Annotated in this window: 23 protein-coding genes and 2 pseudogenes; 20 read left to right on the top strand and 5 right to left on the bottom strand. The window is 66.5% G+C overall.

Annotated features, from left to right (window positions below):
- Position 1 precedes the first annotated feature (1 nt).
- Positions 2-1,842, top strand: a pseudogene (locus A5634_RS05295) (N-acyl-D-amino-acid deacylase family protein).
- 2 nt (positions 1,843-1,844) lie between these two features.
- Positions 1,845-2,441: a TetR/AcrR family transcriptional regulator gene (locus tag A5634_RS05290; protein WP_065143030.1), complete on the top strand. Its 597-nt coding sequence runs from the start codon at positions 1,845-1,847 to the stop codon at positions 2,439-2,441.
- A 10-nt stretch (positions 2,442-2,451) separates the two neighbouring features.
- Here the strand turns inward: A5634_RS05290 and A5634_RS05285 are convergent, their stop codons facing one another.
- A complete protein-coding gene (locus tag A5634_RS05285; protein ID WP_065143029.1) occupies positions 2,452-3,339 on the bottom strand; it encodes a D-alanyl-D-alanine carboxypeptidase family protein in 888 nt (295 codons plus the stop codon).
- Between the two features lie 71 nt (positions 3,340-3,410).
- Here A5634_RS05285 and A5634_RS05280 point away from each other — a divergent pair, with 71 nt between their 5' ends.
- The 5 genes from A5634_RS05280 to trmD all read left to right on the top strand — a co-directional run bounded on the left by A5634_RS05280 (position 3,411) and on the right by trmD (position 5,962).
- Complete coding sequence (locus tag A5634_RS05280; RefSeq protein ID WP_065143028.1) at positions 3,411-3,830, top strand: nuclear transport factor 2 family protein; 420 nt, start codon at positions 3,411-3,413, stop codon at positions 3,828-3,830.
- A gap of 154 nt (positions 3,831-3,984) precedes the next feature.
- Positions 3,985-4,491 carry a 30S ribosomal protein S16 gene (gene rpsP / locus A5634_RS05275; protein WP_065143027.1) on the top strand — a complete coding sequence of 169 codons (507 nt, stop codon included), beginning with the start codon at positions 3,985-3,987 and terminating at the stop codon, positions 4,489-4,491.
- Between the two features lie 8 nt (positions 4,492-4,499).
- Positions 4,500-4,742, top strand: a complete 243-nt coding sequence (locus A5634_RS05270; RefSeq protein WP_036354608.1) for an RNA-binding protein — start codon at positions 4,500-4,502, stop codon at positions 4,740-4,742.
- A gap of 9 nt (positions 4,743-4,751) precedes the next feature.
- Positions 4,752-5,273, top strand: a complete 522-nt coding sequence (gene rimM / locus A5634_RS05265) for a ribosome maturation factor RimM (RefSeq protein ID WP_065143026.1) — start codon at positions 4,752-4,754, stop codon at positions 5,271-5,273.
- A 2-nt stretch (positions 5,274-5,275) separates the two neighbouring features.
- Complete coding sequence (trmD, locus tag A5634_RS05260; RefSeq protein ID WP_065143025.1) at positions 5,276-5,962, top strand: tRNA (guanosine(37)-N1)-methyltransferase TrmD; 687 nt, start codon at positions 5,276-5,278, stop codon at positions 5,960-5,962.
- A gap of 24 nt (positions 5,963-5,986) precedes the next feature.
- Here the strand turns inward: trmD and A5634_RS05255 are convergent, their stop codons facing one another.
- Entirely contained in the window at positions 5,987-6,940 is a 954-nt protein-coding gene (locus A5634_RS05255) for a hypothetical protein (protein ID WP_065143024.1), read from the bottom strand.
- Between the two features lie 356 nt (positions 6,941-7,296).
- Here A5634_RS05255 and rplS point away from each other — a divergent pair, with 356 nt between their 5' ends.
- The 4 genes from rplS to A5634_RS05235 all read left to right on the top strand — a co-directional run bounded on the left by rplS (position 7,297) and on the right by A5634_RS05235 (position 9,588).
- The gene (gene rplS, locus A5634_RS05250; RefSeq protein ID WP_065143023.1) at positions 7,297-7,638 is read left to right on the top strand and encodes a 50S ribosomal protein L19; all 342 of its coding nucleotides are present in this window, start codon (positions 7,297-7,299) and stop codon (positions 7,636-7,638) included.
- 66 nt (positions 7,639-7,704) lie between these two features.
- Positions 7,705-8,553, top strand: coding sequence for a signal peptidase I (gene lepB, locus A5634_RS05245; protein ID WP_065143037.1), 849 nt, complete (start codon positions 7,705-7,707; stop codon positions 8,551-8,553).
- A 2-nt stretch (positions 8,554-8,555) separates the two neighbouring features.
- Positions 8,556-9,275: a ribonuclease HII gene (locus A5634_RS05240; protein ID WP_065143022.1), complete on the top strand. Its 720-nt coding sequence runs from the start codon at positions 8,556-8,558 to the stop codon at positions 9,273-9,275.
- A gap of 7 nt (positions 9,276-9,282) precedes the next feature.
- Complete coding sequence (locus A5634_RS05235) at positions 9,283-9,588, top strand: DUF2469 domain-containing protein (protein ID WP_012393608.1); 306 nt, start codon at positions 9,283-9,285, stop codon at positions 9,586-9,588.
- An 8-nt stretch (positions 9,589-9,596) separates the two neighbouring features.
- Here the strand turns inward: A5634_RS05235 and A5634_RS05230 are convergent, their stop codons facing one another.
- Together A5634_RS05230 and A5634_RS05225 are read right to left on the bottom strand one after the other, a co-directional pair.
- Positions 9,597-10,343: an ANTAR domain-containing protein gene (locus A5634_RS05230; RefSeq protein ID WP_065143036.1), complete on the bottom strand. Its 747-nt coding sequence runs from the start codon at positions 10,341-10,343 to the stop codon at positions 9,597-9,599.
- A gap of 104 nt (positions 10,344-10,447) precedes the next feature.
- Positions 10,448-11,779 carry a WS/DGAT/MGAT family O-acyltransferase gene (locus tag A5634_RS05225; protein ID WP_437339942.1) on the bottom strand — a complete coding sequence of 444 codons (1,332 nt, stop codon included), beginning with the start codon at positions 11,777-11,779 and terminating at the stop codon, positions 10,448-10,450.
- A 166-nt stretch (positions 11,780-11,945) separates the two neighbouring features.
- Here A5634_RS05225 and A5634_RS05220 point away from each other — a divergent pair, with 166 nt between their 5' ends.
- The 8 genes from A5634_RS05220 (at position 11,946) to A5634_RS05185 (ending at position 19,958) form a co-directional block, all read left to right on the top strand.
- Complete coding sequence (locus A5634_RS05220) at positions 11,946-12,920, top strand: NAD-dependent epimerase/dehydratase family protein (RefSeq protein WP_065143020.1); 975 nt, start codon at positions 11,946-11,948, stop codon at positions 12,918-12,920.
- Between the two features lie 70 nt (positions 12,921-12,990).
- On the top strand, positions 12,991-13,824 hold the full coding sequence (fdhD, locus tag A5634_RS05215; RefSeq protein WP_065143019.1) for a formate dehydrogenase accessory sulfurtransferase FdhD: 834 nt from the start codon (positions 12,991-12,993) through the stop codon (positions 13,822-13,824).
- A gap of 99 nt (positions 13,825-13,923) precedes the next feature.
- Positions 13,924-14,292, top strand: coding sequence for a YraN family protein (locus A5634_RS05210; protein ID WP_065143018.1), 369 nt, complete (start codon positions 13,924-13,926; stop codon positions 14,290-14,292).
- Positions 14,292-15,803, top strand: coding sequence for a YifB family Mg chelatase-like AAA ATPase (locus A5634_RS05205; RefSeq protein WP_065143017.1), 1,512 nt, complete (start codon positions 14,292-14,294; stop codon positions 15,801-15,803). The genes A5634_RS05210 and A5634_RS05205 overlap by 1 nt, the downstream gene beginning before the upstream one ends.
- A complete protein-coding gene (dprA, locus tag A5634_RS05200; protein ID WP_065143016.1) occupies positions 15,800-16,948 on the top strand; it encodes a DNA-processing protein DprA in 1,149 nt (382 codons plus the stop codon). The genes A5634_RS05205 and dprA overlap by 4 nt, the downstream gene beginning before the upstream one ends.
- Before the next feature lie 35 nt (positions 16,949-16,983).
- Positions 16,984-17,832, top strand: a complete 849-nt coding sequence (locus A5634_RS05195) for a siderophore-interacting protein (protein WP_065143015.1) — start codon at positions 16,984-16,986, stop codon at positions 17,830-17,832.
- Positions 17,833-17,868: 36 nt separating this feature from the next.
- A complete protein-coding gene (locus A5634_RS05190) occupies positions 17,869-19,029 on the top strand; it encodes a lactate 2-monooxygenase (protein WP_065143014.1) in 1,161 nt (386 codons plus the stop codon).
- Between the two features lie 32 nt (positions 19,030-19,061).
- Positions 19,062-19,958: a tyrosine recombinase XerC gene (locus tag A5634_RS05185; protein WP_065143013.1), complete on the top strand. Its 897-nt coding sequence runs from the start codon at positions 19,062-19,064 to the stop codon at positions 19,956-19,958.
- A 150-nt stretch (positions 19,959-20,108) separates the two neighbouring features.
- On the opposite strand, the pseudogene A5634_RS05180 reads toward A5634_RS05185, so the two are convergent.
- Positions 20,109-20,630, bottom strand: a pseudogene (locus tag A5634_RS05180) (M23 family metallopeptidase); the annotation flags it as partial.
- Positions 20,631-20,879: 249 nt separating this feature from the next.
- Here A5634_RS05180 and rpsB point away from each other — a divergent pair.
- Positions 20,880-21,325, top strand: a 446-nt coding sequence (gene rpsB / locus A5634_RS05175) for a 30S ribosomal protein S2 (protein WP_065143035.1), incomplete at its 3' end; no start/stop codon positions are given.

Here is a 21,325-nt window from a genome sequence, read left to right as displayed (position 1 = left end):
TATGTTAGGTTCGGGTCACCCCAATGACCTGGAGGAGAAATTGTGACCTACGACGTGATCATCCGCGACGGACTGTGGTTCGACGGCACTGGCGCCAAGCCGCAGACCCGTACGTTGGGCATTCGTGACGGCGTGGTCGCCACTGTCTCGGCCGGGCCGTTGGACGAGACGGGATGCCCCGAGGTGATCGATGCGGCGGGAAAGTGGGTCGCCCCCGGTTTCATCGACGTGCACACCCACTACGACGCCGAAATTCTGCTCGACCCGGGTCTGCGCGAGTCGGTACGGCATGGGATCACCACCCTGCTGTTGGGCAACTGCTCGCTCTCGACGGTCTACGCCGACTCCGAAGACGCCGCCGACTTGTTCAGTCGTGTGGAGGCGGTGCCGCGTGACTTCGTCCTCGGCGCGCTGAAAGAAAACAAGACGTGGTCGACGCCCGCGGAATACATCGCCAAGATCGACGGCCTGCCGTTGGGCCCGAATGTCAGCTCCATGCTTGGACATTCGGATCTGCGCACCGCAGTGCTGGGTCTGGAACGCGCCACCGACGGCGACGTTCGTCCCAGCGACGCCGAACTGGCCAAGATGGAAAAGTTGCTCGAACAGGCGCTGGACGCGGGAATGCTGGGCATGTCGGGAATGGACGCTCCCATCGACAAGCTCGACGGCGACCGCTTCCGCTCCCGCGCCCTCCCGTCGACCTTCGCGACGTGGCGCGAACGGCGCCGGCTGATCAAGGTGCTGCGCAAGCGCGGCCGCATCCTGCAAAGCGCGCCCAATGTCGAAAGTCCGGTCTCCGCGCTGATGTTCTTCCTCACCAGTAGCCGAATCCTCAACCGCCGCAAGGGTGTTCGGATGAGCATGCTGGTCTCCGCCGACGCCAAGTCGATGCCGTTGGCGGTGCACACCTTCGGCCGCGGTACCCGCATCCTCAACAAGCTGCTGGGGTCCAGTGTGAAGTTCCAGCACCTGCCTGTCCCGTTCGAATTGTATTCGGACGGAATCGATCTGCCGGTTTTCGAGGAGTTCGGCGCCGGGACCGCGGCGCTGCACCTGCGCGAACAATTGGAACGCAACGAACTGCTGGCCGACGAGTCATACCGCCGTCGGTTCCGCCGCGAGTTCGACCGCGTCAAGCTTGGACCGTCCCTGTGGCACCGTGACTTCCACGACGCGGTGATCGTGGAATGCCCCGATAAGTCGTTGATAGGAAAGAGCTTTGGCGCGATCGCTGAGGAGCGTGGGCTGCACCCCCTGGACGCATTCCTCGACGTGCTCGTCGAAAATGGGGAGCGCAACGTGCGGTGGACCACCATCGTCGCCAACCATCGGCCCAAGCAGCTCAACAAACTGGCCGCCGACCCGAGTGTGCACATGGGCTTCTCCGATGCCGGCGCGCACCTGCGCAATATGGCCTTCTACAACTTCCCGCTGCGTCTGCTCAAGCGAACCAGGGACGCCGGCAAGGCCGGCACTCCGTTCCTCACCGAGGAGCGGGCGATACACCGCCTCACCGGTGAACTGGCCGAGTGGTTCGGGATTGACGCCGGCACGCTGCGCGAGGGCGACCGTGCGGATTTCGTCGTGATCGACCCCGATCACCTCGACGAATCCGTGGACTCTTACAACGAGGAGCCCGTGCCCTTCTACGGCGGCCTGCGCCGCATGGTCAACCGCAACGACGCGACCGTGGTCGCAACCGGTGTGGGCGGCGACGTCGTCTTCCGTAACGGTGAGTTCCGCGAGGGCTACGGCCAGACAGTGAAGTCGGGCCGGTACCTGCGGGCCGGTGAGCGCGGGGCGAGGCAGCGCGACCACGCACTGAGTGGGTCGGTCTAGAGGTGGCCAGGACCCAGCAGCAACGGCGCGAGGAGACCGTCGGCCGCCTGCTGCAGGCATGCATCGACAGCATCGTCGAAGTCGGATATGCCCGCGCCTCGGCGGCGGTGATCACCAAGCGGGCCGGGGTATCGGTGGGCGCACTGTTCCGTCACTTCGACACGATGAGCGATTTCATGGCGGCAACGGCTTCGGAGGTGCTGCGCCGGCAGGTGGAAACCGCCACCAAGCTGCTGGCTCAGATTCCGTCGGATCGGCCGGCGCTGGAGGGGGCGCTGGGCATCCTGCGCGACATCACCTCCGGCCCGACCAACGCGGTGCTCTACGAGATGCTCATTGCCGCGCGCACCGACGAAACGCTCAGAGCCTGCCTGCAAAACGAGCTCGGTCAGTATGCGGCGAAGCTGCAAGAGGCCGCGCGCGCGTTACCCGGGGTGGAGGCTTGGCCGGAGGAGTTCTTTCCGGTCCTGGTGATGCTGATCTTGAACGTGTTCGACGGTGCCGCCGTGGTGGAAAGTGTGCTGCCGCAGCCGGAACTCGCCGAGCGCCGGATCCCGATGTTGACCGCGCTGCTGGCCGCGGCGTGGCCGACGCCGTAATCGCGCGGGGCTACAGCGCGCCGATGGAGCCTTGCGGGCCGAGGGCAAAGCCCCAGTCGAACAGCCCGGCCGCCTGGTCCCAGTAGGTGGGCCCGCCCTCCTTGACCAGTCCGTACATCATCGCGATCACCAGCCGGCGGTTACCGCGGGCGGCCGCGCCGACGAAGGTCTTCCGGGCAGCGTTGGTGAAGCCGGTCTTGCCGCCAAGGGCACCGGGGTAGCGCGTCAACAACTCATCCTGGTTGAGGATGGGCTGGTCGCCGTGGTCCCCGGGGAACATCGCCGACGGTTCTGCGGTGATGTGGGCGAACGTCGGGTTGGCCATCGCGGCGCGAAAGATGACCGCCAGATCGTGCGCCGTCGACCAACCGGGCCCGTCGTCGCCATCCAGACCGGACGGGGTCGCGGCGTGTGTATTCGTCGCGCCCAGCGAGGCGGCCTTGGCGTTCATCTTGCCGACGGTGGCCTCCTGACCGCCCAGCATGTGCGCAAGCGTGTTGGCCGCGTCGTTGCCCGAGACCAACAGCAGGCCGTCGAGCAGTTGGCGGGCGGTGTAGCTGTGACCCGCTTTGATGCCGACGCAGTTGCATTCGACCGCCGCGTCGGTGAGGTCGGCGACCACGGTGGTGTCCAGCGGCACCTCATCGAGCACCACCAGCGCCAACAGCACCTTGATGGTGCTCGCGGGCGGGTGGGCGACGTGCTGTCCGCGACCAGCCAACACCTGGCCGCTGTCCATGTCGGCCACGATCCACGTCTGCGCCGGACCGTCCGGGATCGGTTGTGAACCCGCCGCCTGCTGTACGTCGGTGTCGGCCCGCGCGATCGGGGATTCGACGGACGCTTGCAGGATCGTGACCGTGAGCAGCGCAGCGGCGGTGGCCATGAGCTTTCGCATGGCCGCTGAGTGTAACTTCCGGCGTCCCGGGTCGCCTATTTCGCGGTATCGGCGAGGTGTTGAATCGAGACATGTTGAGCCTGGAAGAGATTTCCGACCGCCTGGAGATCCAGCAGCTTCTGGTGGACTACTCCACCGCGATCGACCAACGCCGTTTCGACGACCTCGACGACGTGTTCACGCCGGACGCCTACATCGACTACACCGATCTGGGGGGCATCCAGGGCCCGTATCCGGAGGTAAAGAAATGGCTGTCGGAGGTGCTGCCGAACTTCCCGATGTACTCACACATGCTGGGCAATTTCTCGGTGCGCATCGACGGCGATACCGCGGCGTCGCGGGTGATCTGCTTTAACCCGATGGTGCTGGGCGGCGAAAAGGGACAGATCCTGTTCTGCGGGCTCTGGTACGACGACGAATTCGTGCGCACCCCGCAAGGCTGGCGGATGTCGCGCCGCGTGGAGACCAAGACGTTTCAAAAGGTGCTGTAGGTGAATTAACGCCCGATAGCCCGGTTCTGGCACAATGGGCCGCTGTCCGCTCAGCGACCATGGTCGCGGGGTGGTCATACACGCGAGGCAAAACCGGACCCGGGCATCCCGCCCCGGTCGCTGAATTGCAGCGTGACACCGCACAGGAGTAATCATGGCTGTGAAAATCAAGCTCACGCGGCTCGGAAAGATCCGCAATCCTCAGTACCGCATCGCTGTCGCCGACGCGCGCACGCGCCGCGACGGCCGTTCCATCGAGGTGATCGGCCGGTACCACCCGAAGGAAGAGCCGAGCCTGATCGAGATCAACTCCGAGCGCGCTCAGTACTGGTTGTCGGTCGGCGCCCAGCCCACCGAGCCCGTCCTGAAGCTACTGAAGATCACCGGTGACTGGCAGAAGTTCAAGGGTCTGCCCGGCGCCGAGGGGACTTTGAAGGTCAAGCCGGCCAAGCCCAGCAAGCTCGAACTGTTCAACGCCGCACTGGCTGCCGCCGACGGCGGTCCCACCACCGAAGCCGCCAAGCCGAAGAAGAAGGCGTCGACTTCAGGGGCGAAGAAGGCCGCCGCCAAGGCCGATTCAGAAGCCGGTGAGGCCCCCGCCGAGACCGCGCCCGAGGCAGCCGAGGCTGCACCCGAGGCCGCGCCGGCTACGGAAAGCTGACCCAGACCATGAGTACCGTCGTGGTCGACGCCGTCGAGCACCTCGTCCGTGGCATCGTCGACAACCCTGACGACGTCCGCGTCGACCTGGTGACCAGCCGTCGCGGGCGCACTGTCGAGGTCCACGTGCATCCTGACGACCTGGGCAAGGTGATCGGCCGTGGCGGACGTACCGCCACCGCGCTGCGCACGCTGGTCGCCGGCATCGGTGGCCGCGGTATCCGCGTCGACGTGGTGGACACCGACCAGTAGCCGACACCCGTGGAGCTGATCGTCGGGCGCGTGGCGAAAGCCCACGGCATCACCGGTGAGCTCGTCGTAGACGTACGCACCGACGATCCCGACGTCCGGTTCGCCCCGGGCGCCACGCTGCGGGCCAAGAAGCCACGCGACGGCGGTCCGCCGCGCAGCTACGTCGTCGAAGGTGCACGCCCCCACGGTGCCCGAATGCTGGTCCGGTTGGCGGGTGTGGCCGACCGCGACGCCGCCGACGCGCTGCGGGGAAGCCTATTCGTCATCGACTCCGACGAGCTGCCACCGATCGACGAGCCGGACACCTACTACGACCACCAACTCGAAGGCCTTCGGGTCACGACGACAACAGGGCAGGAAATCGGTGTCGTCGCCGAGGTGTTGCACACGGCCGGGGGTGAATTGCTCTCCGTCAAGCGTGAATCCAGCGAACTGTTGGTGCCTTTCGTCAGCGCGATCGTCACCTCGGTGTCGCTACAGGACGGTTTCCTTGAAATAGCACCTCCCGACGGTCTGTTGGATCTGGCGTAGCCGTGCAAATCGACGTCGTCACGATCTTCCCGGCCTACCTTGATCCGTTGCGACAATCGTTGCCGGGCAAGGCGATTGCCTCGGGTTTGGTCGATCTGCGGGTGCACGATCTGCGGGCGTGGACGCACGACGTGCATCACTCGGTGGACGACGCTCCCTATGGCGGTGGGCCCGGCATGGTCATGCGGGCACCGGTCTGGGGTGCGGCGCTGGACGAAATATGTTCCGGCGAAACGCTATTGGTGGTTCCCAGCCCGGCTGGAGTGCTGTTCGATCAACCAACCGCGCAGCGATGGAGCGCCGAAGCGCACCTGGTGTTCGCCTGTGGCCGATACGAAGGCATCGACCAGCGGGTCATCGAGGACTCGGCGCGCCGGATGCGGGTCGAAGAGGTGTCGATCGGCGACTACGTGTTGGCCGGCGGCGAGTCGGCGGCGCTGGTCATGATCGAGGCCGTGTTACGGCTGATGACCGGCGTGTTGGGCAATCCCGCGTCGCACCAGGATGATTCGCATTCAGTGGCGCTGGGTCGGCTGCTGGAGGGTCCGAGCTACACCCGTCCGGCGAGTTGGCGTGGGCTGGACGTTCCGGAGATTTTGTTGTCGGGGGACCACGCCAGGATCGCGGCGTGGCGGCGTGAGGTGTCGTTGCAGCGCACGCGCGAGCGCCGGCCCGAACTGCTGGACTGAGTGCGTCTGCCCGGGCAGCAACAGTTAGATGCGGCCGTTGGGGAAGATCGTTCTGACCGCCTGGGTGATCGTCTCGCGCGCAGTGGCGTCGTCGGACGGCTGCAACGACTCGATGACCATGATGTAGCGGCGGTCCGAACCGATCACGCCGGTGGACAGGTGCATCCAGTCGGCGCCGATACAGCACATCCAGCCCTGCTTTACCGCCACGGTGTCGGCGTAGAGCCCGTCGGGGATGCCGAACCGCTGCGGGTAGCCGTCCACTCCGGTCGGGGTGGACTTCGCCAGGTCGCTGACGATCAGACGGGCGCGCTCCACCGGCAGCCCGCCCGAGCCGTCGAGCAGCATCTCGTAATAGCGGATCAGGTCGGACGCCGAGCTGATGGTGTTCCACCACCGTCCGTCACTGGGCGGTGCGGTTGAAGTCAATCCGTACCGGTTCGCCACGTTGGTGATGATGGCGTCGCCACCGCCCTGAGCCCAGAATTGTTCGGCCGCGCCGTCGTCAGAGGACTGCAGCATCACGTCCAGCGCGTCGTGATCCTCTCGGGACAGCGTGGCGCGGCCCTGGGATTCCTGCAGCAACAAATTGTCGGCGATGAATAGTTTGGCCACCGACGCGGTGGCGATGATCTGGTTGTTGCCGTTGGAGACCAGCTGATGGGTGGCGCGATCAAGAATCGCTACCGAAAGAGACGCTCCGCTGGCGGCGGCCTGGTCGGTGGCCAGCTGGACCCGCTCCTGCACCCCGGATAGCCCGCTTCGGCCGAGGTTGGGCAGCGCAATCGGCGCGCCGCTGGGCGTGATCGCCCGCAGTAGCAACTCGACCAACTGCTGGTGGGGTTCGGTCGGCTGCTGGGAATGCGCCTGGTCGGTCGAGTTGAACGCTTTGGCGTGCACGGTCGCCTCGCAGCCGGCGACCACCACCAACGCCGCCGCCGCGACGGTGAAAAGCATCGTCAGCGGCCGGACTCGCATTGCACTCCTTCGGCATCTCGGGCGTTTTCCTGGCATCGGGAGCGGATCTTAAGCCGCTCGGGTGCACGGTTCCGCAGCGTCAGCAAGGGTTTGGATCCGCACGGTTCAACCCCAGCTATATGTACCATTTACAGGCCGTTTGGCGCGGGCGCGAACCGCCACAGTTTCCTGTGATTTTCACTGCATGCTCACCATCTGGCACAATTGGCCAGTTGTCTCCAGCGGTTGTCGGCGGGCCGGGTGCCTACCGCCTGCTGCGAGGTACATCCAGAAGCCCTAACCATCGGCTTGGTGACTGTCGCACGCTCACGTGTGATGGATTGACCAGGCCGCGACCCCGAGGAAGTGTCTTTCCAATGAACAGGCTGGACTTCGTCGACCAGGCGTCGCTGCGCGACGACATCCCCGCCTTCCACCCGGGCGACACCATCAACGTGCACGTCAAAGTCATCGAGGGCGCCAAGGAGCGTATCCAGGTGTTCAAGGGCGTGGTGATCCGCCGCCAGGGCGGCGGCATCCGCGAGACGTTCACGGTGCGCAAGGAAAGCTACGGTGTCGGCGTCGAGCGGACCTTCCCGGTGCATTCGCCGAACATCGACCACATCGAGGTTGTTACCCGTGGTGACGTCCGTCGCGCCAAGCTGTACTACCTGCGGGAGCTTCGTGGCAAGAAAGCCAAGATCAAGGAAAAGCGCTGACCGCGATCGGCCCAACCGGGGCCTGGCGTGCACCGGCGAACACTTCGCGCTGGCTACGCTGATCTCGTGACTGACGCTGAGGACTCTCCTTCGGAGCGCCGGCCGGACGGTGATAAGGCGGAGCCGCTCACCCGCGATTCCGACCCGCCGGCCGAGGCTGTCGCACCAGATCCCGAGGCAGGCCCGGAAAAGGACGAGCCGAAGACCAAGAAGCGGTCGACGCTACGCGAGCTGACGACGTTGGCGGTCATCGCGATCGTCCTTTACTACGTGATGCTGACGTTCGTCGCGCGGCCTTACCTGATTCCGTCCGAATCGATGGAACCCACCCTGCACGGGTGTGCCACGTGCGTCGGCGACCGCATCATGGTCGACAAACTCACCTATCGGTTCAGCTCACCCGAGCCCGGCGACGTCATCGTCTTCAAAGGCCCACCGTCGTGGAACATCGGCTACAAGTCGATCCGCTCGTCCAACGCCGTCGTGCGCTGGGTACAAAACGCGCTGTCGTTTATCGGCTTTGTACCGCCGGACGAGAATGACCTGGTCAAGCGAGTGATCGCGGTCGGCGGGCAGACGGTTCAGTGCCGCGCCGACACCGGTTTGACGGTCAACGGCAAACCGCTCAAGGAGCCGTATCTGAACCCGACCACGATGATGGCCGACCCGTCGGTGTACCCGTGCCTGGGCAGCGAGTTCGGTCCGGTCACCGTCCCGCCGGGGCGGCTGTGGGTGATGGGCGACAACCGCACCCACTCGGCGGATTCCCGCGCCCACTGCCCGATGTTGTGCACGGGCGACCCGATGCCGGGCACGGTGCCGGTCGCCAACGTCATCGGCAAGGCCAGATTCATCGTGTGGCCGCCGTCTCGGTGGGGTGGTGTGGGTTCGGTGAACCCCCAGCAGGGCCAGTAGCCATGGCCACAACGTGGCCGCCGCGGACGGTGATCCGCAAAGCGTCGGGATTGCGGACCCTCGAGTCTGCGCTGCATCGCAGCGGTTTGGGGCCGGTGGCCGGAGTCGACGAGGTGGGCCGGGGCGCATGCGCCGGCCCGTTGGTGGTCGCAGCCTGCGTGCTGAGTCCAAATCGCTTGGAAAGCCTTGCCGCTCTTGATGATTCGAAGAAGCTCACCGAGAAGGTGCGGGAGAAGCTGTTCCCGCTGATCTGTCGTTATGCGCTGGCTTACCACGTGGTGTTCATCCCGTCGACCGAGGTCGATCGCCGAGGCGTGCACGTCGCCAACATCGAAGGCATGCGCCGGGCGGTGGCGGGCTTGTCGCTACGGCCGGGTTATGTGCTGAGCGACGGCTTCCGGGTGCCGGGATTAGCCGTGCCGTCGTTGCCGGTGATCGGCGGGGACGCCGCTGCCGCCTGCATCGCCGCCGCCAGTGTGCTGGCGAAGGTGAGCCGGGACCGACTGATGGTCGCAATGGACGCCGAGCACCCTGGCTACGGATTCGCCGAGCACAAGGGCTACAGCACCCCCGCGCACAGTCGCGCGCTGGCCCTGTTGGGGCCGTGCCCGCAGCACCGCTATTCGTTCATCAATGTGCGGCGGGTGGCCGCGAGCCCGCAACTATTGCCGATGCGGGAAGATGAGGCAGCAACTCCGGGAGAAGGACGTCTGAGCAGATGAGTGGCAGATGAGTGCAGAGGATCTCGAAAAGTACGAAACCGAGATGGAGCTCTCGCTGTACCGCGAATACAAGGACATCGTCGGTCAGTTCAGCTACGTCGTGGAAACCGAGCGACGCTTCTACCTCGCCAACAGCGTCGAGATGGTGCCGCGCAACGCCGACGGCGAAGTGTATTTCGAGCTACGGCTGGCCGACGCGTGGGTGTGGGACATGTACCGCCCGGCTCGCTTCGTCAAGCAGGTCCGGGTGGTCACGTTCAAAGACGTCAACATCGAAGAGGTCGAGAAACCCGAACTGCGGCTGCCGGAGTAGAAGGCGCGCTACTGAACCTGCTCGCCGAGGGTGCCGCGGGCCTCAATGACGCGCCGCGCCACATCGGCCAGCTTGATATTCAGGCTCTGCGAGTGTCGCCGCAGCAGGTCGAAGGCCTCATCCTCGCCCAGGTTGTGCAGCATCATCAGCATGCCGACCGCCTTCCCGATCTCGCGGTTGCTGAGCAACCCGCGCCGCAAGCTGGTGGCGTCTTCACCGCGTGCGACCGCGTTGATGGCCACGCTAGCGAACGCGGCCAACACCGCAGCGCGACCCGCTGCTTCGGAATTGAACACATTGGCCGACTCGCTGAAGAGATTCAATGCCGCGGCTTTGCGTTTGTCGATCAGCAGCCGAAATCCCATCGCGCCGCGCACCGGGGTTTCTTCGACCAGTCGCGCGGCAAAGCCGCGCCATTGGCTCGGGTTGGTCAAGTCCGGTTCGACCTGAGGCGTCTCCTCCTCGATGGCATCGATGCAGGGACCGTCGCCGGCGAGTCGTTCGAGATCGTCGATATGGTGCGCCAACTTGGAGCTGGCACCGACGGTCACATAGCCATCGTTGCGTTTCGCCAGCAAGCTGGCGTGGTCACAACCAGGCACGATCAGGGTCGCGGCCACACAGATTGCGGCATACATCTGGGTGGCATCCGAACCTTGGTAGATGATCTCCGCCAACGCTGCGAACACTGTGGCCGGGTCAGCCGTCACAGCACCTGGTGTCGAGTCGGACCTCGTGTCCGGTTCGTTCGCCACGGTGTCCGGTCCGTTCGCCACGGTGTCCGGTTCGTTCGCCACGCTTCTACCTCCCTCGGCCCTGTGTTCCGATGGCCGTAGATTAACCCCGGGCGTCGCCACCCTTACACCCCGACGGCTCGTTCGAGGTCTTTCAGCGACGTCTCCAGGTGGCTCAGCATGTGCTGCAGGTGCGGCACGCTGCCTCTGGCTCCGACAAGTCCGAAGTCGAGGTTCTCGCCGTTGTTGGTCACGGTGATGTTCATTGCCTGTCCGTCAAGTGTGATCGACAACGGGTAATTGCCGACCATTTGGGCCCCGCGCCAGTACAACGGCTCCTTGCTTCCCGGGACATTGGAGATCACGATATTGAACGGTGGCGGAGCGGTTCGGATGAATCCCGGAATCAGCCCGAGGAACAGCCCACCGGTCAAAAATGCCGACAGGGCGAGTTGTTGCACCTGGGGAAGCTGGGTGAACAACTGCTTTTGTTCGCGCATCGAAGCGCTGATTCCTTCGAGGCGTTTGCCCGCATCCTCGACGTCAGTGTGCAGGTTGCACAACACGGTTCCCACCGCGTTCCCGCCGCCCTCGGCGTCGTTCTCCTTACGCAAACTCACCGGAACCATCGCGATCAGGGGAGCGTCGGGCAGGGCGTTCTGTTCGAGCAGGTAGGCGCGCAGCGCACCGGCCGACATGGCCAGGACGATGTCGTTGAACGTCGCGTCGGCGGCGGCCTTCACCGCTTTGAGCCGGTCCAACGACCACGACTGGGCGGCGATGCGCCGAGCACCGCCGATTCGCACGTTGAACATCGTCTTGGGCGCCCGGAACGGGAAGGTGAGTTGTTGCTCGAGCAATGCGGCACGCGCCAGGTTCAGCGTCGACGGACCCAATGCGGCCGCTGATCCCACGGCCGAGGTCAAGGCGTCCAACGGTGAGGAACCTTTACCGCTGTCCGGCCGGTGGCGGGGCTTGAGCTCCCACGGCACGCGCACCTCGTCGTCGTCGGGGTTGTCGGTGAACGCGCGCTGCATCAACCTCAGCGCGGAGACCCCGTCCATCAGCGAGTGGTGAAACTTGGTGTAGACGGCGTAGCGCCCGTCGTTGAGGCCCTCCACCAGATGCGCTTCCCACATCGGTCGGTGCCGGTCGAGCAGGCTGCCGTGCAGCCGCGACGCCAACTCCAGCAACTCGCGCACGCGTCCCGGTCGCGGCAGGGCGGACCGGCGGAAGTGATAGTCGAGTTCGACCTCCTGCTCGATTGACCAGGCCAGGTTGGTCACGGGCCCGAGAAACGCAGGGTGTTTGCGGAAGGTCGGTTGTACGTCGGTGCACGCCAGCATCGATTCGTAGGCTTCGGTAACGAAGTCGTCGTCGGCGCCCTCGGGCGGCTGGAAGAGCTGCAGGGCGCCGACGTGCATCGGGTGTTCGCGCGACTCACCGACCAGGAACATCGAATCGGCTGGTGCGATCAGCTTCACGGCTCCTCCTTGCTTGAATATTGAGCCCAAAAATTGAGGTGAACGGGCTATGAATAGCCACGTGTTACGGATCGCACACATTCGGTGACATATCTTGCTCGGCGTTTGACCGGCATCGAGGGCGGGAAAGTCGAGCTAGGTGGGACTCACAGTCGCAGTAACGGGACCGACCGGAGAGATCGGGATCTCGGCCGTCACCGCATTGGAACGCGAGCCCACGGTCGAGCGGATCATCGGAATGGCCCGCCGGCCATTCGACCCGCTGACGCACGCCTGGACCAAAACCACCTACCAGCAGGGTGACATTCTCGATCGCGACGCCGTCGACGAACTCGTCGCCGAAGCCGACGTGGTGATCCATTTGGCGTTCATCATCATGGGGTCGCGGGAAGAAAGCGAGCGGGTCAACCTGCAGGGCACCCGCAATGTTTTCGAGGCCACTGTTGCGGCGGCGCGACCCCGGCGGCTGGTCTACACGTCCTCCGTCGCCGCCTACGGATACCACTCCGACAACCCGGTGCCGCTGACCGAGGACGTGCCCGCACGAGGATCCGACGAGCACTACTACTCGGCGCAGAAGGCGGCGTGCGAGGCGGTGCTGGCGGAAGTGACCGAGGGTTCGTCGCTGGAAGTGTTCGTGTTGCGGCCCTGCATTGTCACCGGACCCGAAGCTCCGGCTTTGGCGGCGCCGCTGACCAAGCTGCCCGGACCGATTCGGGCGGTGAGCAAGGCGGTCCCGTTGTTGAAGCCCGTGGTTCCAGACCCCGGATTTCCGCTCCAACTCGTCCATCACGACGACGTAGCCAGCGCGATCGCACTAGCGGCCACCGCGCCGGCGCCGCCGGGCGCGTACAACATTGCCGGCGACGGCACGGTCACGGTCAGCCAGGTGGCGCGAACGCTGGGTGTGCGCGCCGTGCGGGTTCCCGCTGTCGCGGCTTCGGCGGCGTCGGCGGCGATTTCCCGGTTGCCGTTCGTGCCGTCTCTGTTGGAGTGGTTGCACATCGCGCGGACGTCGGTCGTGATGGACACCACCAGGGCGCACCGGGATCTCGGTTGGCGCCCGACGCACACATCGGCCGAGGCGCTGGAGTCGCTGGCCACAGTGGTCTGAGCCCCAGTGGTGTGAGGCCCGGTGGCGTGAAGGCACGGTACGTTGAGGCCGTGACAGCCGGAAAGACGCAGTGGGGCACGTAACGGCGCGTCGGCGCGTGACGCATCGGGCGGCCGACCGGGCAAGTGTGCGACAAGAAATCCTGGCCGTCGAAGAGCCGCTGGAAATCCGCCTCGACGGAACACCCCTGACCGTGACCATGCGCACGCCGGGTTCGGATATCGAACTGGCGCAAGGCTTTCTGCTCACCGAGGGGATCATCGCCGAGCGCGGCGACGTGCAGACAATCCGTTACTGTGACGGTCGGGATGACGGTCGGGATGACGAGGGCATCAACAACTACAACGTGTTGGATGTGACCCTGGCGCCCGGCATCCCGAAGCCCAGCCTGGACCTCACCCGCAATTTCTACACAACGTCGTCGTGCGGAGTCTGCGGCAAAGCCTCGCTGGATGCGGTGCAATTGATCAGCCGCTACGCGCCTGGCGATGATCCGGCCACGGTCGCCGCGGAAACTCTGCGAGCGATGCCGGACCAACTTCGGGGTGCGCAGAAGGTTTTCGCCAGCACCGGTGGGCTGCATGGGGCGGCGTTGTTCGGCTCGGACGGAACCATGCTGGCCGTGCGCGAGGATATCGGCCGGCACAACGCCGTCGACAAAGTTCTCGGTTGGGCGTTGGAACACAAGCGGGTGCCGCTGACGGCTGCGGTGTTGCTGGTCAGTGGTCGGGTTTCGTTCGAGTTGACCCAGAAGGCGCTGATGGCCGGGATACCGGTGCTGGCAGCGGTGTCGGCGCCGTCGTCGTTAGCCGTGTCGCTCGCCGAGCAGTCCGGCATCACGCTGGTGGCTTTTTTGCGCGAGGATTCGATGAACGTCTACACCAGGGCGGATCGCGTCATCTAGCTGTGGATCGGTTGGCAACTGTGGATAACCGGTCTGCGCTGCTGCGTTCGAGCGTTGCGGGTGGCCGTGATTGTCGGGCCCGGCGGGCACGTTTAGGGCATGACGACGTTGACTCGAGCCCAGCTGGGAGCGTTGGGCGAACAACTGGCCGTAGATCATCTGACCGAACTCGGGTTGCAGATCCTGGGCCGCAACTGGCGCTGCCGATACGGCGAACTGGACGTGATTGCCTGTCACGCGGCCAGCCGCACGGTGGTGTTCGTGGAGGTCAAAACCCGCACCGGTGACGGTTATGGCGGGCTGGCGCAGGCGGTGCCGCTACCGAAGGTGCGCAGGTTGCGCCGCCTGGCCGGCCTGTGGTTGGCGGGCCAGGGCGAACGCTGGGCGGCGATTCGCATCGACGTGATCGGGGTTCGAATCGGGCGGCGCCCGCAGCCGGAGCTGACCCACCTCAAGGGCATCGGCTGATGGCACTCGGGCATGCGTTCTCGGTCGCGGTGCGCGGTCTGGACGGACACATTGTGGAGATCGAAGCCGACATCACCTCGGGGCTGCCTGGCGTGCACCTGGTGGGCCTGCCGGACGCGGCGCTGCAAGAGTCCCGCGACCGGGTGCGGGCGGCAGTCACCAACTGTGGCAACACCTGGCCGATGGCGAGGTTGACGCTGGCGTTGTCCCCGGCGACATTGCCGAAAATGGGGTCGGTCTATGACTGCGCCCTGGCTGCCGCTGTGCTGTCGGCGCAACTTAAGAAGCCCTGGCACCGCCTGGAGAAGACGGTGTTGCTGGGGGAGTTGTCGCTGGATGGCCGGGTGCGCCCGGTGCGCGGAGTATTGCCGGCGGTGGTGGCCGCAAAGCGCGATGGCTGGCCAACTGTCGTCGTTCCCGCCGACAACCTCGCCGAAGCCAGCCTTGTCGACGGGATCGAGGTGTTGGGGGTGCGCACGCTGCGACAGCTGCAGAAGTGGCTCACCGGCGATGCGGACCTCGCTCAGCGGATGCCGGCGGGGGCCGCCATCGATGAACCCCTGGCGGATTTGGCCGACGTCGTCGGGCAGTCGCAGGCGCGATTCGCCGTCGAGGTCGCCGCGGCGGGTGCGCACCACCTCATGCTGACCGGTCCGCCCGGTGTAGGTAAAACGATGCTGGCACAACGGCTTCCAGGTTTGCTGCCGCCGCTGTCGCACGGTGAGTCGCTGGAAGTCACCGCGATTCACTCGGTCGCGGGACTGCTGTCGGGAGATACGCCGCTGGTCACCCGACCGCCGTTCGTAGCCCCGCACCACAGCTCCACCGTCGCGGCGCTCGTCGGCGGCGGTTCCGGGATGGCCCGCCCGGGTGCGGTCAGCCGCGCGCACCGCGGGGTGCTGTTCCTCGACGAGTGCGCCGAGATCAGCGTCAACGCCCTGGAAGCGTTGCGAACACCGTTGGAGGATGGCCAGATTCGGCTGGCCCGCCGCGACGGCGTGGCCTGCTATCCGGCACGGTTTCAGCTGGTGCTGGCAGCCAACCCCTGCCCGTGCGCGCCCGCCGACCCGCAGGACTGCATCTGTGCCGCGGTGGTCAAACGGCGCTATCTGGGCAAGCTCTCCGGGCCGCTCCTGGACCGGGTGGACCTGCGGGTGCAGATGAATCCGATACGGGCAAACGCATTCTCGGCAACACATGGCGAATCGACGGCGCAGGTACGCCACCGGGTGGCCATGGCTCGCGATGCCGCCGCGGAGCGTTGGCGCCCGTACGGCTTCGGCACCAACGCCGAAGTCAGCGGGACGTTGCTACGGCGCAAATTTCGTCTCAGCAGCGCGGCGATGCAACCACTGCGCGAAGCGTTGGACCGTGGCGTGCTCAGCGTCCGTGGCGTAGACCGCACGTTGCGGGTCGCGTGGAGTCTTTCCGACCTGGCCGGGCGGACGGTGCCCGGCCTGGCCGAGGTCGCGACCGCGCTCAGCTTTCGGCAACCGGGGGCTCAGCGATGAACCTCGACGATCCCGTCCTGCGGGCATGGGCCTACCTGTCCCGCGTCGCGGAACCGCCATGCGGCCAGCTTGTGTTGCTGGTAAAGAGCGTCGGTCCGCAGGAGGCGGCCGAGCGAGTCCGGCGCGGACAGGTCGACAGCGGCCTGCTCGAACAGACCGAAGCAAGACGTGAGATTGATTCGGCTGCAGCAGATCTCGAGCTGATCGCCCGACGTGGCGGCCGATTGATCACACCAGATGACGACGAGTGGCCGACGCTGTCGTTTGCCGCGTTCGACGGAGTCGGCAGCAAGTCCCGCGGCGGGGCGCCGCTGGTGTTGTGGGCGATGGGACCCGCCCGCCTGCACGAGGTGGCTCAGCGCGCGGCCGCTCTGGTCGGTACCCGCGCGTCGACTCCCTACGGCGACCATGTGGCGTACGAACTGGCCACCGGACTGGCCGAGCGCGACGTCGCGGTGGTTTCCGGCGGCGCCTACGGGATCGACGGTGCCGCCCATCGCGCCGCGCTCGCCGTCGACGGCGTGACGGTCGCCGTCCTGGCCGGCGGCCTCGATATCAGCTATCCGGCAGGTCATTCCGCGTTGCTGCATCGCATCGGACAGCACGGCCTGCTGTTCACCGAATACCCGCCCGGTGTCCGCCCCGCGCGGCATCGCTTCCTGACCCGTAACCGACTGGTGGCCGCGATTGCCGGCGCGGCGGTAGTCGTGGAGGCCGGCTTGCGCAGCGGGGCCGCAAATACCGCCTCCTGGGCGCGGGCACTGGGCCGCCCGGTGGCCGCGGTGCCCGGCCCCGTGACGTCGTCGGCGTCGGCGGGATGTCATGTGCTGCTGCGCAACGGCGCGGAACTGGTGACCCGCGCCCAGGAAATCGTGGAGTTGGTCGGGCACATCGGCGAACTGGCCGATCCCGAACCGCGGCCCACCACGGCCTTGGACGGGCTGAGCGAGCTCGAACGACAAGTCTACGAGGCGGTGCCGGGCCGGGGATCGGCAACCGTCGACGAGATCGCGATCGCATCCGGGCTGGCACCCGAGCGCGTACTGGGGCCACTGGCGATGCTCGATCTAGCCGGGTTGGCCGAGTGCCGCGACGGTGGTTGGCGAGTTGTGCGTCAACGTCGCGGCCAGGGCCGACTCGTATAGTCGATAGAGGGTCGGGTCTGGACAGGGAGGAAAAAGTGGCAGGTCGGCCGGTGCAGGCGTTCGAGGTGGTGGGTACCGAGGAGCTCACGCCGCACATGGTGCGAGTGGTATTGGGCAGCAGCAACTTCGACACATTCGTGCCCAGCAAATTCACCGACTCGTACGTCAAGCTGGTTTTCGTCGCTGCCGACATCGACGTGGATGCACTGCCGCAACCGTTGACGATCGACAGCTTCGCCGACCTGGCGGCCGAGCAGCGACCGCCGGTGCGGACCTTCACCGTTCGCCGCGTGGACGAAGATGCCAAGCAGATCACCATCGATATCGCCGTGCACGGCGAGCACGGGGTTGCCGGGCAATGGGCCGCGACGGCCCAACCGGGCCAGCCGATCTACTTGATGGGGCCCAGCGGCGCCTACGCACCCGACCCGGCCGCCGACTGGCACCTGTTAGCCGGTGACGAATCGGCGCTACCGGCCATCGCCGCGGCGCTGGAGGCACTGCCCGAAACCGCGGTCGGACAGGTCTTCATCGAGGTCGCCGGTCCCGACGACGAAATACCGTTGACCGCGCCCGACGGTGTGGACGTGTTCTGGGTGTTGCGCGGCGGCCGCGCCGACCTGGTCCCCGAGGACCGCGCCGGGGACCACGCGCCGCTGATCGAGGCGGTCACCACGGCGCCCTGGTTGCCCGGGCAGGTGCATGTCTTCATCCATGGCGAAGCCCAGACCGTCATGCACAACCTGCGCCCCTACATTCGCAAGGAGCGCGGTGTCGATGCCCGGTGGGCGTCGATCTCGGGCTACTGGCGCCGCGGGCGCACCGAGGAATCGTTTCGGCAGTGGAAGAAGGAACTCGCCGAAGCAGAGGCGGGCGAGCAGTAGAGTCCCCGTGCCATGCCTGCTGGCATCCTCTAGGGCATGGCATTCGGCGACTATCAGCTCGAGATCTACTTCCAGGGGCTAGCCGGCGTGGTTCCGGCGCTACCCATGGCGTTCGCGGAGTTGGAAGCGCGGGCCGAGATGGCGATGCCGCCCTCGGTGTGGTCCTACGTCGTCGGGGGAGCCGGCGACGAGCGCACCCAGCGCGCCAACCGCGAAGTCTTCGATCGCTGGGGTCTGGTGCCGCGAATGTTCGTCGGTGCCGTCGAACGCGACCTGTCAGTCCAGATGTTCGGCCTCACGCTGCCTTCGCCGTTGTTCATGGCGCCGATCGGCGTCATCGGAATCTGCGCCCAGGACGGCCACGGCGACCTGGCCACGGCGCGGGCCGCCGCCCGCACCGGTGTCCCGATGGTCGTCTCGACGCTGACCACCGACCCGATGGAAGAAGTGGCCGCGCAGTTCGGCGACACCCCCGGATTCTTTCAGCTCTACACGCCCAAGGACCGCGAGCTGGCAGCCAGCCTGGTGCAGCGGGCCGAAGCCGCCGGATTCAAGGGCATCATCGTCACCCTGGACACCTGGATCCCCGGCTGGCGTCCGCGGGACCTCAGCACGGCCAACTTTCCCCAGCTGCGCGGGCTCTGCCTGAGCAACTACACCAGCGATCCGGTGTTCCGCGCCGGGCTGCAACGGCCTCCCGAGGAAGACCCGCAGGGCACCGTGCTGCGCTGGGCGCAGCTGTTCGGAAATCCGTTGACCTGGGACGATCTGGCTTGGCTCCGGTCGCTGACCGACCTGCCGCTGATCATCAAAGGCATCTGCCATCCCGACGACGCCCGGCGCGCCAAGGACGGTGGGGTGGACGGCATCTATTGCTCTACCCACGGCGGCCGGCAGGCCAACGGCGGCCTGCCGGCGCTGGACTGCCTGCCCGGCGTGGTCGAGGCGGCCGACGGCCTGCCGGTGCTGTTCGATTCCGGGATCCGCAGCGGCGCCGACATCGTCAAGGCGTTGGCGATGGGTGCCACCGCCGTCGGCGTGGGGCGTCCGTACGCCTACGGCCTGGCCCTCGGCGGCGTCGACGGCGTAGTGCACGTGTTGCGCTCGCTGCTTGCCGAAGCGGACTTGATCATGGCCGTGGACGGCTATCCGACGCTCAAAGATCTCACCCCGGACACGTTGCGGCGCGTCATCTGAATCACGCCGACCGCGTCTGCCAGCGTGGGGGAGTGCAGGAGATCCTCGACGAGTTCGACGACTACCTGGACCTGCAGTGCGGCCGTTCGGCGCACACTCGTCGCGCCTATCGCAGTGATCTTCAGTCGCTGTTCGACTTTCTGGCCGACCGCGGGTCCGGGCTGCCCGCGCTGAGCCTGCCGCTGCTGCGGTCCTGGCTGGCCGCTGCCGCCGGGGCCGGTGCCGCCCGCACGACGCTGGCCCGACGCACATCGTCGGTCAAGGCGTTCACCGCGTGGGCGACCCGACGCGGCCTGTTGCCCATCGACCCAGCAACCCGTCTGCAAGTTCCGAAAGCCCATCGCACCCTGCCCGCGGTGCTGCGTCAGGATCAAGCGGTGGCGGCGATGACGGCAGCCCAGGTGGGCGCTGAGCAGGGCGACCCGTTGGCGTTACGGGACCGGCTGATCATCGAAATGCTGTACGCCACCGGGATTCGGGTGAGTGAGCTGTGCGGCTTGGACGTCGACGACGTCGACAGCGGGCACCGGGTGGTGCGGGTGCTGGGCAAGGGCAATAAGCAGCGGACCGCGCCGTTCGGTCAACCGGCCGCCGATGCGCTTCGTGCCTGGCTGTCCGACGGTCGCCCGGCGCTGGTCACCGCGCAGTCCGGACCGGCGCTGCTGCTCGGTGCCCGCGGCCGCCGTCTGGACGTGCGGCAGGCACGCACGGTGGTGCATCAGACCGTCGCGGCGGTGGACGGCGCGCCCGACATGGGACCGCACGGGCTGCGGCACAGCGCCGCCACCCACTTGTTGGAGGGCGGGGCGGACCTGCGCGTAGTCCAGGAACTGCTCGGCCACTCCAGCCTGGCCACCACTCAGCTGTACACCCACGTCGCGGTGTCCCGGTTGCGGGCGGTGCACGACCGCGCCCACCCGCGGGCCTGACGGCGCCGCACTTGCCACGGCCGCGGCTCCGGGGGGCATGTGTCTGTTTGCCCGGCTCTGCGCGACTGGAGCGCTGAGTGGGCCGACAAGTCGCGCAGAGCCGGGCAAACATCTACCCACCCGGGGAGGCGGCCGATCGAGTCAGCCCCGCAGCGGCTTGAGGCGGATCGGTGTCGAGGTCAACAACCCCAGCGGGTCGACGTAATCCGCGCGTGACGCCGGACCCCACATCGCCCCCCAATGCAGGCACGCCGCCGCCGAACACCCGTGGTGCCCGGCCACCAGCTCGCCCAACACCGTCCCGGTCGACACCGACTGACCGGCCACCACCCGGGCGCGTACCGGCTCGTAGCTGGTGTGCAACCCACCCGGGTGGGCAAGCGAAATCACCGGCCGCCCGGCCAGCAGCCCGGCGTACACGACCGTCGCCTCGCCCGTGGCGTACACGGCCTCACCCGGCCTGCCGGCCAGGTCAACACCGCGGTGGCCGGCAAGCCAATTGGGCGAGGGCGCGTCGAACACGCGAACCACAACCGGCGGCGGGCGCAGCGGCCAGCTCAGCCGTCCGCTGTCCGCGTCCGCCGGTGGCGCGTTGATCAGCATCCAGCCCAAAATCAGCAACAGAACCCATCGCACCTGCTCAGTGGACCGCGCAGCGACAAGAGCGGCCAGTCACCGGGGCGGGCGTTGTGGACGGAAAAAGCACCGGTCGCGGCGGTGTAGACTTTCCGACGCAGCTCGCTTCAGCGGGCTGACTTCGCGCGTCTGCACCGCGGCCCAGTAGTAAAGGGATCCGCAACAGCATGCCGAGCGGTCCCGGAAGCCGGAAATCGGACGACGGGTTCGGCATCGCAGCAGACGCCAGGGCCCGGCCTCACCCGATGCCGGGCAAGCAACCGAACAAAAGGACATGGGCTAGCTATGGCTGTTGTAACCATGAAACAGCTGCTTGACAGCGGCACCCACTTCGGGCACCAGACCCGTCGTTGGAATCCCAAGATGAAGCGGTTCATCTTCACCGACCGCAACGGCATCTACATCATCGACCTGCAGCAGACGCTGACCTTCATCGACAAGGCGTACGAGTTCGTCAAAGAGACGGTCGCCCACGGCGGGTCGGTACTGTTCGTCGGCACCAAGAAGCAGGCTCAGGAGTCGGTCGCGGCCGAAGCCACCCGGGTCGGAATGCCGTATGTGAACCAGCGCTGGCTGGGCGGCATGCTCACCAACTTCTCCACCGTGCACAAGCGGCTGCAGCGGCTCAAGGAGCTCGAGGCGATGGAGCAGACCGGTGGCTTCGAGGGCCGCACCAAGAAGGAAATCCTGGGGCTGACCCGGGAGAAGAACAAGCTCGAGCGCAGCCTCGG

It is taken from the genome of Mycobacterium asiaticum (assembly GCF_001673365.1).
Lineage (GTDB): Bacteria > Actinomycetota > Actinomycetes > Mycobacteriales > Mycobacteriaceae > Mycobacterium > Mycobacterium asiaticum_A.
The sequence above is the reverse complement of the archived record's forward strand: the minus strand, read 5'-3'. Positions and strand labels throughout refer to the sequence as shown.